We start from the raw sequence: 12413 nt of genomic DNA on the forward strand, positions 1-12413 counted from the left end.
GCGGGCTGATGATCGAAGTCACACGGCGCTCGGCACTGGCCATCCTGGCAGGTGGAGTTGCGTCGACGGGCGTTGCCTACGCAGCCGTCTCCTCGTTTTCGGACGAGGATCTGGTTCGGGTCACGCTGGAAAAATATCTCGGCAGGCTGAACATGCGCATCGAGCATCTGCAGCAGTTCGTGCTGGAGTTCCGCAACCGGAATCCCTGGATATTCCCGAGCGAGAAGCTGGGCGATGCCGTTACCTTGCTTGAAAAGGCGAATCTCGGCCACGCGCGCGGGCTGCTGCCGCGGCGCAAGCGGCGCGATCTCAGGCATTTCGATCGCTGGCTCGTTGCAGAATTCCATATGCTGACGGACTACGCCGGGCGCAGTTCGCCCGACGATCCGATCCGGTTCACCGGATGGCACTCATGCACCAACCCGTTCGCGACGCTTGATCCGCCACAGAATGCCTGAGGCGGCTTTCGACGCGGCCCTTGATCGGGCCGCAAGAATGAAACGCGAAAAGACCAGGAGCCAGGATCATGAAAGTTCTTTTTACAAGCGGCAATGGCTACCCGCCGGAATTCAGCGGCGGCGTCCAGTCGAGCACGCATCATCTGGCTGAACAACTGATCGAGCATGGGCATGAGGCCGCGGTGCTTGCCGCCCTGTTCGGCGACGGCGTCTTCGGCCTCAAGGCGCGCGCCAAGATGAAGCTTTTGCGCCAGCCCGCGGTCGTCGACAGCTTCCCCGGCTACCCGGTGATCCGGGCGTGGTTCCCCTGGGAGGCGGCGGGCTTTGCGGTCAACCGCGTGAAGCCGGATGTGGCGGTGGTCCAGTGCCACAAGTCGGTTCCGCTCGGCAAGGCGCTGCAGGCCGAGGGCGTGCCGCTGGTCGTGTATCTACGCAACGTCGAGTTTCATGAATTGGCCGGCGACCTGCGCGAATTGCGCTCGGCACTCTACATCGCCAATTCAGAATTCACCGCGCGCACCTACAGCAGGGAGTTCGGCATCGAGGCGACGGTGATCCCGCCGACCATCAACCCGACGCATTACAGCACGCCGACGACGGGCCAGTTTGTCACGCTGATCAATCCCTATGAGGAAAAGGGTTTCGAGTTGGCGGTGCGCATCGCCGGCGCCTGCCCCGAGATCCCGTTCCTGTTCGTTGAAAGCTGGAAGCTCGAGGATGACCATCGCGCGCGCATCGAGGAGACGATCGCACCGCTTGGCAATGTCACGCTGGAAAGCCGCACCAGCGACATGAAGACGGTCTATGGGCGCACCAGAATCCTGCTTGCGCCCAGCAAATGGGAAGAGGCCTGGGGGCGCGTCGCGTCGGAGGCCCATTGCAGCGGAATCCCCGTCCTTGGCTCGCGGCGCGGCGGCCTGCCCGAAGCGATCGGCCCGGGCGGCGCGGTGCTGGATTACGACGCTCCGCTCGCCGACTGGGTCGCGGCCGTCAGGCGGTTGTGGAACGACAGCAAGGAATATGATCGCGTCTCGAGCCTCGCGCGCGGTTTCGCGGCGCGTCCGGAACTCGATCCGGACCGCCAGTTCGTCACCTTCTTCTCCATATTGGACAGGGCGGTCCGGCAGCGCGCCCGCCAGGCGGCATAGCCATGGCGGGCGGCAAGCTGCTCGATGGCAGTTGGCACGGTGTTGATCAGGCCGGGCGCTTGACCCGGCTTTTCAGCGTCTCGTAGCCGCGGGCGCCAAGCAGGGCGCGGGCGAGGGCCTTGGCGGCGCCCTTGCGGCCCTCCTGGGAGTTGATCTGCCGCAGCCTTGCCGGCAGGTTGCGCGCTGCCTGGCCGAGCGCCGGCAGCGACAGCGCGTCGGGAACGCTGACCATGTGCGTTTCGACGCACAGCACCGGCTTGCCCGACAGTTCGGTGATCTTCAACGCCTGCGCATGCTCGCTCTCGATGAACAGGATGGCGTCGGATTTGCGGTAGAAATCAGCCTTGAAACTGCCATGCGCGCCAAGCCGCTGGCGCTCCGCCTTGCTGGGCAGGTCGAGCATGATCAACTGGTCGTACTGGATACCGTTCCTTGCGAGCCATGCCTCGGTCAGGGCGCGGTATTTCTCCAGCCGGCTGGTGACCAGCCAGCCGATCCTGTGGGTCGGGGCATGAAGAGGGCGCGCTTCGCTGAGGAATTTTTCATAGGCCGGGCCGTCGTCGTTTTCCGCTTCGGTCGGGTCGAGGCACAGCACCCCGTCTATGTCGACGCAGCATTGCGCCAGGAATTTGTGATGCATGAAATTCCACTGGAACATGCGCGGGTGCGGCACGACCTCGAAGACGACGTCGGTTTCGGCATGCCGAGGCTGCAGGCCGAACACGGCGGCAAAGGTGAAGTCGGCCTCGATGCCGGCGGCCTGGATGCGGGCGCGCGCGTCGCGCATGGCATTGCCGCCGGCGACACTGTCGTCGATCACCAGCACCTTGCGCATCTCGGAGACCTTGCGATCGAGTGCGGCGCGGCGCTTGGTGATGCCCGACGTGTAGACACGGCCTTCCAGGAAGCTATCCAGGTCGGTCATCGGAATGTTCGCGGCAAGGCTCACCAGCGTCGCCGCCAGCACGCCGCTTCTGGGAACGCCGACCACAAGGTCGATGTCGCCCGGCAGCCGGTGAAGGTTGCTGACGATGGTGTCGTTCATGTCGGAGATCGATCGGTAGTGCATGGATCGGACCTGATGCTCGTGTGGATATTGGGTAGCCGGCAAAGGCGTCGAAATTATTGCGCCTCGCGCGGCGTTGCCGCCGGCTGCCTTGCCGGCAGCATTTTCAGGGCCTCGCGCAAGGCCTCGCGGCCGGATGCGAAGGCCAGCGCGACCACAATGGTGATCAGGTAGGCAAGAACGGCGCCACCGGTCAGGGCGACGACAGGCTGTTGCGGCAGCATCGGCTTGATCAGCCAGACCGCCGCCAGCGCCAGATGCGCGCCGAGCACGAACGGGGTCGCGGCGCGCAGCACATGGCTGGCCCGCAGCGGTCCGCTCTTGCCGACATAGAGCCACAGGAACGGCGTGCGCAGATATTCGCTGACCGCATAGGCGACCGCCACGCCGAGCGCGCCATAGGGCAGGCCGATCGCGAAGGCGAGCACCGACGTCACCGCCGTGATGATGCCCCAGCGCATGAAGTCGCCGGAGCGGCCCTGGCTGACGAAAAGCCAGCCCGCCGGGTTGTTGAGCGGTTGCAGCAGCCCGGCAAAGCCGAGCGCCAGGAAGATCGAAGCGCTTGCCCGCCACTGCTCGCCGAGCACGAAGGGGATCAGCACATCCGACATGGCGGTGGCGAAAGCGACCCCGGGCAAGGCCACCAGCAAGATCAGCGGCATGACGCGCAGATAGGCGCTGCGATAGCGGTCCGGTTCGTCCTTCAGCCTGGACAGCGCCGGCACCATGACTTTCGACAGCGGATTGGTGATCTGGCTGAGCGGGAACAGAAGCAGCTTGTAGGCGCGGTCATAAAGGCCGAGTTGCTGCTCGCCCCAGTACTTGCCGATCAGCACGTTGTCGAGGTTGCGGGCGAAGAAATTGGCGAAGTTGAAGCCGGTGATGCCAGCGCCGAAATTGATCAGTTCGCCGATGCCCGCGACCTTGCGCGGCATGCCGGGCCGCCACCGTGAGCTTGCCCAGTAGCACAGCGTCGGCAGCACCGCGCCGGTCAGCGTGCCGGCGAACAGCGCCCAGTAGGAACGGTCGATGAAGGTCCAGGCGATCGATACCGCCAGCCCGGCGACGGCGCTGGCGACATCGATGATCGCCAGGCGCCCGAACTGCATGCGCCGCGTCAAAAGCGCCAGATGCTGGGCGCCGAGCCCATAGGCCATGATCTGCAGCCCGAACGCGGCCACCAGCCCAGCCACGCGCGGCTCGCTGTAGAAGGCAGCGACCAGCGGCGCCGCGCCCGCGAGCACGCAGGCCAGGATCGCACTGACCGCGACATTGATCCAGAAGAGGTAGTTTACCTCCTCATGCCGGATGCCCGATTTCTGGATCGTCGCCTGGGTCAGGCCGAAATCCTGGAACAGCGCGATGAAGGCCAGCACCGGCGCGCACATCGCCACGACGCCGAAATCCTGCGGCGACAGCAGCCGCGACAGCACGATCACGGATATGATCTGTGTCGCGACCCGCACCGATTGCGACAGGGCGGTCACCACCGCGCCGCGCCCGACCGACTTGCGCAACGAGCCTTCTGGCGGGTCGAATGGATTGGCTTCCAAATTCAGGATTCCTGATCTTTGCGCGGATTCCGGAATCCGAAATCCACAACCGCCACCCACCCCAAACTACGGCAATAATTTTGCAGTGCAACAGAAAACGTGGATTTTTGCTACACCGCACCAAAAATGCTGCAATGCAGCATATCCGGATCGGCGCCCGCGCCCGCCCTCGAGGCCAGGCACGACAGCATCCCGTGCAAGAAATTTACTTCATGTCTAAATGTCGGTCCGCCTGTATCCGTGAACGGTCATGACCAATCTCTCCGACGGAGACATCGGCTCCCATTTGCCGGCCCAGCGCGGGTCCATGACGGCACCTGCTGCTACCCACAGGTCGAAATACGGCTGCATGGGCTTGTTCGGAAAGGCGCCTCCGGCAGTGTCAGCCGGCGTGACGACCGCGGCTTCCTTGCCATCGATGGAAAAGACAACCCGTTTTCCGGCTTCATATTGCAGGCCGAGACGATATCGTTTGCCCGAGAGATCGCCAACCAGAATCCATTTTACCCACACCGCCTTGTGCTGGTTGTCGACGTTCGCCCAGACGGTGAGTTGCAATCCCCTGGTGCCGACGATCTCGAAATCGACCTCCTCATGAGCCTTGTCGTTGAAGATCCAGAGCGGCGCCGCGATCAGCCCTGGCTTCATCGTCGGCAGCGTTACGTCCACCTCCCATTTCGCCGATGCGGATGCGGAATTGCTGCCCGAGATCACCTCGGCGGAGGCTTTCTCGCTGACGGTAAGCTGAAGGGCGCCGTCGACGATTTTGACGTTGGCGGCCTTCCAGTCATAGCCTCCGAGTTTGGGCTCGCTCCACTGCGACGGTGCGAAGGGATTGGAGTATTTCCAAAGCTGGAGTTTGACACCGGACCAGTCGGGAAGTTTGTCGAGGGCGACGTCCCCGCTTCCCGCCACGACGCTCTCGGCCAGTGCCTGGCTGACGACCGATTGTACCGCCGTGGAGGCAGCCAGAAGCGCCAGGAGTTTTCTGCGTGTGTAATTCATCGGTAGCCTCCATTGGCCGCCTTGCCCTTGTCGGCGGCGACGTACCATCCGGCCGTTCGATGCGGCCTTGGCGCCGTGGCGCTGGGCATGCGCCATCTTGAAGAGTCTTGCACCCCGGTGAGGCGGTTTTTTGCCTCGCCTCATCAAAATGTTGCGATGCAACAAAAAACTTCCTTCAGGGTCCGGCGCGATGCGGGCAGCGAGAATAGGCTGAGTGGTCCCTCTCGATCGGTGGGCCAACGCCCGGCAAAACAGCTTCTGTTGCAATGCTCTCAGTGGTGCTCAGGCCGCGGAGGCTGTCGGAATGCGGTGAACTTGCCCCATTGCATTCTGCGGGTCAGGGGCAAACGACAATGACACGGGTTTAAGCGGTTCAAGCGGCAGGGATTGGGGGGACGAAACGTCGAGGGCGGGATCGATTTGTGCCGGCTGGCGGGCCTTCTCCACCGCGACACGATCGTAAAGCGCATCAAAAAACGCGCCTGCCGGCTCCGCCGCGAACATGACCTCCGCGGTCCTGCGGGCTTCGCGTCGCAGCGGCGCCATCAAGGCCGGTTGCCCGATATACGGCCTCAGCCGTTCGATGGCCAGGCTGGCGAGCCGTTCGACCTCATCGCGGAAATACCGTGCGTATTTCGCCTCCCCACGCGCGTCGTATCCCGGGCTGGACCAGTCGCCGGTATCGTCGAGTTCCACGGGCAATGAGATCCCGTTGACGCCATCCTCCAGGAATTCCGGCAAGGCGCAGACCTTCGTTCCAAGAACCGGCGTGTGCTCGGACATCGATTCCAGCGCCGAGTAACCGAAAGTGTCGCCAAAGGTGGCGAGGACGCCGAAATGCGAGTTGCGCAGCAACTGTCGCACCTCCTGGTTCGGCAACACACCGTGATGCCGGACGTTCGGCAGTTCGAGCAGCTTGATGTAGGGGTCGAAGAAGCCCGGGCTCGTCGGATCCGTCCATATATGGCCGCCAACCTGGAGACTGGACACGATGTTCACTCGAATTGGCAAATTTTGCTCGGCCGCCTTTTCCGCGATCTTGACCGCCACGCATCCGCCCTTGCGGCCAAAGTGGGCGCCGATGAATGTCAGCACCAACTCCTCGGCAACGTCTTGCGCCATCGCGTCTTTCGTTGCCGGCACCACGATGTTCGGGTGGCGAACCAGCAGCTTTTTCGTCAGCAGGTCCAGGTCTGGATGGTCGGAGTGCTGGGCGAGCAGGCTTCTGCGGGCAAAATGGGACAAGGCGATGATGCGGCGGCAGCCGGGGTTGGTGATCCGCGACATCAGGTAACGCGCCACCAGCCCGCGCTTGCGAAGGGCGAATTGCCGGGGCAAATGGGATTCGAACGACATGATGTATTTGGAGGAATTGACCGGTATCCGGTTGAACGCATGCACCATGTCGACAGACAGGGCAGGTTCGATCAGCGTCACGCCTTCCAGCTTCGACGAGACCAGGTTCAGCGGCAGAAATCGCTGTCGCAAGATCGTATGCCTGGATGTTCGCGGTGTAACGAAGCTGGTCGGATACTTGTCGTCATAGACGGCAATACGAAGAGCCTTGCTCATACAGCACCACCCGTATCGACACAGTGGCATCAGGGGGTATTCGCAGGCTATTCCAAAGTGCAGCAGTAGCGCTGCACTCACATGCCGCGCTGCAACACACTGCAGGCGGGGATCCCCTGGCAACTTCCAAAACCCAACTTCCCTGGCAAGAATTCAACATCATTTTTTGTTGCACTGCAATACATTATTTAGGAATTGATTAACCACCATCTCGGCTGCCGGCGGCTGCGCGACTCGCCCGGTGAGATCGCCATGTTGCCGCGAGATGGCTGAAATTGCCTGAAATTGCTTGCGCAGCGGCCCATATAGCTTTTGCGAGGCGCAACTGCGCGGACATTCTCAAGAGTTGTGAACCGCAGGCGATGTGTTTGTGCGGCGCGGTAGAGGTGACTAATTTTGCTACACTGCACCAAAAATGTTGCGATGCAGCAAGAGCTGTACTAGGCTCCCCTTGGGTGGGTCAAACAGCGGTCGCGTTTTCATGCTGCATGTCTTGTACCTGGTGCACGATGTCTCCGATCCGGCGGTTCGCCGGCGGATCACAATGCTCAGGACAGGTGGCGCCCAGGTCACCCTGGCGGGCTTCCGCCGCACCGCCACCCCGATTGCCGATATCGAAGGATTGCTGCCGATCGACCTTGGCGCGACGCGCGACGGCCGATTCGCCCAGCGCCTGGCGGCGGTCGCAAAAGCGACGGTTTCGCTTCGGGCGAAGCTGAGGGGTGCGCCGCGGCCTGATCTCATCATAGCGCGCAATCTGGAAATGCTGGCGCTTGCCCGTCGCGCTGGGTCGGCCTTCGGCGCAAAGGTGCCGATCGTCTATGAATGCCTCGATATCCACCGCCTGGTGCTCCGCGACGATGTCCTCGGCAAGGCGTTGCGCGCCACCGAGCGCCATCTGGCGCGCGACGTGAAGCTGCTGGTGACCAGTTCGCCCGCCTTCATCGCCAATTATTTCAAACCTTTCCGCCAGGTCGCCGCCCCCGTCGAACTGGTCGAGAACAAGTATTTCGAGGCAGCTGCGATCCAACCTGGCACGGGTGAGGCGATCGAGGGGCCTGTCGCCCCGCCATGGCGGATCGGCTGGTTCGGGGCGCTGCGCTGTCGCCGCTCGCTCCGGTTGCTGGCCGATTTCACGCGCCGCATGGATGGACGTTTCGAGGTCGTGCTGCGCGGCCGTCCGGCGCTCTCGGAATTCCCGGATTTCCATGACTTCGTCGATGCCGAGCCTTATCTGTCGTTTCGCGGACCCTACCGCAACCCGGAGGACATGGCGGCGATCTACCAGGACGTCCATTTCGCCTGGGCGATCGATTTCTTCGAAGAGGGGCAGAATTCGGAATGGCTGCTGCCCAACCGCCTCTATGAGGGCTGTCGCTTCGGGGCGGTGCCGATCTCGATGGGCCATACGGAAACGGGACGGTTCCTCAGCCAGCAGGATATCGGCATTCTTCTGCCCCAGCCGACTGCCCAGGCGCTCGAGGCCGCGCTTGGCAAGATGGAAGAGCACCGCTTCGGCAGGCTGAAGGCGCGCGTGCTTGCCCGCAATCCCAGGACATGGAGCTACGACCGCAGCGACTGCAGCGCGCTGGTCGAAAAATTGCGCCGCCTGACCATCGTGCGCGAACCCCTCGCGGCTGAAGCCATGGCATAGGATGGACATCGCCTGATGACGCAAGCGCTTCCCTCCAGCCTGATCGTGATCCCCTGCCTGAACGAGGCAAGCCATATCGGCGCGCTGCTCGATCAATTGCGGCCCGCGGCTCAAAGGCTGGGCGCCAGGATCATCGTCGCCGATGGCGGCAGCACCGACGGCACGCTGGCCATTGTCGAGCAGATCGCCGCGAAGGATTCGCGCGTCATCCTGCTTCACAACAAGCGCCGCATCCAGAGCGCGGCGATCAATCTCGCCATTGGCACTTTCGGTGAGGGTGCGGACTATCTGATCCGCATCGACGCGCATGGCGGCTATCCCGACGATTATTGTGACCGGCTGCTTGAGGAAGCGATGGCCACATCAGCGGATTCGGTCGTGGTTTCGATGCTGACCAGCGGCAGCGGCGCGGTACAGAAATCGGTTGCGGCGGCGCAGAATTCGAAACTCGGCACCGGTGGCTCCAAGCATCGCCACCTCTCCGCCGGAGAGTGGGTCGACCATGGCCATCACGCGCTGATGCGGATTTCGGCCTTCGGCGCTGTTGGCGGCTATGACGAGACGTTCAGCCACAATGAGGATGCCGAGCTCGACTATCGGCTGCGGCGAGCCGGTTACAAGATCTGGATGAGCGGCAAGACGCGGATGGTCTATTACCCGCGCGCCTCGCTCAAAGGTCTCTATTTCCAGTATCTCGGTTATGGCCGTGGCCGCGCCAAGAATGTGCTGAAGCACCGCGTCATTCCAAAGGTCCGGCAGATGGTGCCGCTGGCGGTCTTCCCGGTGGTTCTTCTGGCTGCCTTCTCCTTCGTGCACTGGATCGCGGCTGTGCCCTTGCTGGTCTGGGCGGCGGTATGCCTGGGCTACGGCCTGGTGACGGCCATCCGCCAGCGCAATGCCGGCATCGCGCTCGCCGGCGTGTCGGCGATGGTCATGCATTTCGGCTGGTCCGTCGGCTTCTGGCTGCAGCTTCTCGGCCTTGGCGCGCGACGCGGGGTGGCGTGATGGCGGTTCAGGCCAGGAACCGCAGCATCGACATCGGCGTGTGCACGTTCCGGCGGCCGGAGCTGGCCGATACGCTGCGCTCGCTCGCCGCCATGGAAATGCCGGCAGGGTTTGATGTCAGCGTCATCGTCGCCGACAATGACGACACGCCAAGCGCGCAGGCCCTGGTGGCGGCGCTGTCGCGGGATCTGAAATTGCCGGTCCGCTACCGGCATGCGCCGGCGCGCAACATCTCGGTCGCCCGCAATGCTTGCCTCGATGCCAGCCAGGCGGATTTCCTCGCCTTCATCGACGATGACGAGACTGCCTCGCCGCGCTGGCTGGCCGAATTGGTCGCGACGGCTGAGGACAGCGGCGCAGCAGCCGTGCTCGGCCCGGTGCGGGCGCTCTACCGCCCGGATGCGCCAGAATGGATGCGGCGCGGCGATTTCCATTCGACCTTGCCGGTGTGGGTGCGCGGCGAGATCCGCACCGGCTACACCTGCAACGTCCTGCTGCGCACGGGATCGGACAGCTTGCGCGGCCGCCGCTTCAGCCTGGCGCGCGGCCAGACCGGCGGCGAGGACACCGAGTTCTTCGATCAGATGGTCAAGGCCGACGGCCGCATCGCCTTTTCTCAAGACGCCTGGGTGGACGAGGTGGTGCCGCGTGCCAGGGCTGCGTTCGACTGGCTTGGCCGGCGCCGTTTCCGCGTCGGTCAGACGCATGGTCACCTCCTGGGCAGTAACGCGCGCGGCATCGGGCTGATCAAGCATGTCGGCCTTGCCGCGGCAAAGGCGGCCTATTGTTTCGCCGCGGCACTTCCCGTCGTCGCCAGCCCGGTACGCAGGAACCGCAGCGTGTTGCGCGGCATCATGCATGTCGGTGTCGTCAGCGGTCTTGTCGGCGTCCGCGAAATCCGCCTCTATGGCCAACCTTCGCCGGGGGAAGGGGGCAAGCGTGCAGCCTGACGTTTCCCCGACCCCCGATGTTTCAGCCCCCGACGTTTCCGTTGTGATCGCGGCCTACAATGCCGAGGCGACGCTGGATAGGGCGATCGCCAGCGCCATCGCGCAGAAGGGGGTCAGCGTCGAGATCATCGTTGTCGACGACCAGTCGCGCGATGCCACGCTCGATGTGGCGCGGGCCTATCCAGGGGATATCGTGCGCGTCGTTGCGCTCGCCAGGAATCGCGGTCCCGGCGGCGCCAGGAATGCCGGCCTCGACGTCGCCCGCGGCAGGTGGATCGCGGTTCTCGATTCCGACGACGCCGTCTTTCCAGGCCGTCTCGCCGCCATGATCAGCCGCGCCGAAAAAGCCGAAGCGCAGATCGCCGTCGATAACCTCCAGGTCATTCGCGAGGACGGTGTGGTCGAGGACGCGATGTTCCCGCGGCAGTATCTGGAAGGCTTGGGCGAGATTTCGCTCGCCACCTACATCGCCGGCAACATCGTCTTCGAATCGAAGTTCAACCTCGGCTATCTCAAGCCGATCTTCCAGCGCCGGTTCCTGGATGAGAACCGGCTTCGCTATGACGAGAAACTGAGGATCGGCGAGGACTATATCCTGTTTGCCGAGGCCCTGGCCAAGGGCGCTAGATGCGTGGTCGAGCCCGATATCGGCTACGCCTATCACATTCGCAGCGGCTCCATCTCGCGCGTGCTCGAGCTTCATCATGTCGAAGCGATGCGCAAGGCGGACGCCGCATTCGCTCAGACCCATCGGATGGATGAGGCAGCACAGGCGGCCTTTGCCCGGCGCGGCCGCAGCCTGCGCAAGGCGGCCTCCTTCCTGGCGATGGTCCAGCACATCAAGGCGCGGTCCCCGCTCAAGGCGATCCGGACGGCGCTCAGCGACCCGGCGGCGGTCAGGCATATGGGCATGCCGATCGCCGTGCGGTTGCGACGAGTAGCGGCACAGTTTGCCGTGGGGGTGGGGAGGTGAAGATGCAGGCACATGGAGGGATTTTTCGTGGCCTGTGAATGGACTGCAGTCGATCTCCTCAGAAGGAATTTGCGATGAAGAAAATCAGGAAGGCCGTGATACCGGTGGCGGGGCTTGGAACACGGTTCCTGCCGGCGACCAAGTCGATGCCGAAGGAAATGCTTCCCGTGGTCGACAGGCCTGTCGTGCAATACGCGGTGGACGAGGCCTTCGAAGCCGGCATCGAGCACATCGTGTTCGTGACCGGCCGCAACAAGGCGGTCATCGAGGACTATTTCGACCTGCATCCGGAATTGATCGGCACGCTGGAGCAGACCGGCAAGAAGACTCAGCTGGAGGCGCTCGAAAGCATGCTGCCCGTGGCTGGCGCCACCTCCTTCATCCGCCAGCAGTCGCCGCAAGGCCTCGGCCACGCCGTCTGGTGCGCCCGCGAAGTCATCGGCAACGAGCCTTTCGCCCTGCTTCTGCCCGACATGGTCTCCTTTGGCGGTCGCGGCTGCCTGGCCGAGATCACCGATCTCTACGCCGAGACGGGCGGCAATGTGATCGCCGTCGAGCGCTGCGATCCGAGCGAGACCAACAAATACGGCATTGTCGGGCGCGGCGCCGAGATCGGCGGAGGCTTCGAGGTTACGGCCATGGTCGAGAAGCCGGCCCCGGCCAACGCGCCGTCGAATTTCTACATCAACGGCCGCTACATCCTGCAGCCCGAGATCTTCGCGCTGCTGGGCAATCAGCAGCGTGGCGCCGGCAACGAGATCCAGCTGACCGACGCCATGGTCCGCCTGTCGAGGGACCAGCCTTTCTTTGCCCAGCCTTTCCTGGGTCGCATGTTCGACTGCGGGTCCAAGGAAGGGTTCATCCAGGCCAACATCGCCTTCGCGCTGGCACGCAACGACATGAAGGGTCCGGTTTTCGAGATGCTTCAGGAGTTCGTCCGGTCGCATGAACGCCAGGAAGAAGCCGCATAATGCCCATCTTTCGGGAGCATTGTCACATGACTGTTGGCGAGGGGCCGGCAGGTTCGTC

General features: G+C 63.4%; 11 protein-coding genes. 7 read left to right on the forward strand and 4 right to left on the reverse strand.

What is annotated here, in order from left to right:
• The first annotated feature begins 8 nt into the window (after window positions 1-8).
• Both AC07SZ_RS31685 and AC07SZ_RS31690 read left to right on the forward strand, forming a co-directional pair.
• Window positions 9-458, forward strand: coding sequence for a hypothetical protein (locus AC07SZ_RS31685; protein ID WP_056569447.1), 450 nt, complete (start codon window positions 9-11; stop codon window positions 456-458).
• 68 nt (window positions 459-526) lie between these two features.
• Window positions 527-1606 (forward strand): glycosyltransferase, encoded by a 1080-nt coding sequence (locus AC07SZ_RS31690; RefSeq protein WP_056569450.1) that lies wholly within the window; start codon window positions 527-529, stop codon window positions 1604-1606.
• A 46-nt stretch (window positions 1607-1652) separates the two neighbouring features.
• Here AC07SZ_RS31690 and AC07SZ_RS31695 read toward each other — a convergent pair whose 3' ends face one another.
• From AC07SZ_RS31695 to AC07SZ_RS31710, 4 genes are all read right to left on the reverse strand, one after another.
• A complete protein-coding gene (locus AC07SZ_RS31695; RefSeq protein WP_056569453.1) occupies window positions 1653-2675 on the reverse strand; it encodes a phosphoribosyltransferase family protein in 1023 nt (340 codons plus the stop codon).
• A gap of 53 nt (window positions 2676-2728) precedes the next feature.
• The gene (locus tag AC07SZ_RS31700; RefSeq protein ID WP_056569456.1) at window positions 2729-4225 is read right to left on the reverse strand and encodes a lipopolysaccharide biosynthesis protein; all 1497 of its coding nucleotides are present in this window, start codon (window positions 4223-4225) and stop codon (window positions 2729-2731) included.
• Window positions 4226-4441: 216 nt separating this feature from the next.
• Window positions 4442-5497 (reverse strand): family 16 glycosylhydrolase, encoded by a 1056-nt coding sequence (locus AC07SZ_RS31705; RefSeq protein WP_494917432.1) that lies wholly within the window; start codon window positions 5495-5497, stop codon window positions 4442-4444.
• A gap of 15 nt (window positions 5498-5512) precedes the next feature.
• A complete protein-coding gene (locus tag AC07SZ_RS31710; RefSeq protein ID WP_210173840.1) occupies window positions 5513-6667 on the reverse strand; it encodes a glycosyltransferase family 4 protein in 1155 nt (384 codons plus the stop codon).
• Between the two features lie 616 nt (window positions 6668-7283).
• On the opposite strand from AC07SZ_RS31710, the gene AC07SZ_RS31715 reads away from it, so the two are divergent.
• The 5 genes from AC07SZ_RS31715 (at window position 7284) to AC07SZ_RS31735 (ending at window position 12355) form a co-directional block, all read left to right on the forward strand.
• On the forward strand, window positions 7284-8456 hold the full coding sequence (locus tag AC07SZ_RS31715) for a glycosyl transferase family 1 (RefSeq protein WP_494917433.1): 1173 nt from the start codon (window positions 7284-7286) through the stop codon (window positions 8454-8456).
• 15 nt (window positions 8457-8471) lie between these two features.
• The gene (locus AC07SZ_RS31720) at window positions 8472-9461 is read left to right on the forward strand and encodes a glycosyltransferase family 2 protein (RefSeq protein ID WP_056569468.1); all 990 of its coding nucleotides are present in this window, start codon (window positions 8472-8474) and stop codon (window positions 9459-9461) included.
• The gene (locus AC07SZ_RS31725; RefSeq protein WP_494917434.1) at window positions 9461-10411 is read left to right on the forward strand and encodes a glycosyltransferase family 2 protein; all 951 of its coding nucleotides are present in this window, start codon (window positions 9461-9463) and stop codon (window positions 10409-10411) included. Before AC07SZ_RS31720 ends, AC07SZ_RS31725 begins: the two co-directional genes overlap by 1 nt.
• The gene (locus tag AC07SZ_RS31730; RefSeq protein ID WP_494917435.1) at window positions 10401-11384 is read left to right on the forward strand and encodes a glycosyltransferase family 2 protein; all 984 of its coding nucleotides are present in this window, start codon (window positions 10401-10403) and stop codon (window positions 11382-11384) included. Before AC07SZ_RS31725 ends, AC07SZ_RS31730 begins: the two co-directional genes overlap by 11 nt.
• Window positions 11385-11458: 74 nt before the next feature.
• Window positions 11459-12355: a UTP--glucose-1-phosphate uridylyltransferase gene (locus AC07SZ_RS31735; RefSeq protein WP_056569474.1), complete on the forward strand. Its 897-nt coding sequence runs from the start codon at window positions 11459-11461 to the stop codon at window positions 12353-12355.
• The last annotated feature ends 58 nt before the right edge of the window (window positions 12356-12413 follow it).

The sequence above is a fragment of the Mesorhizobium sp. GW821-FHT07A06 genome (assembly GCF_059419085.1).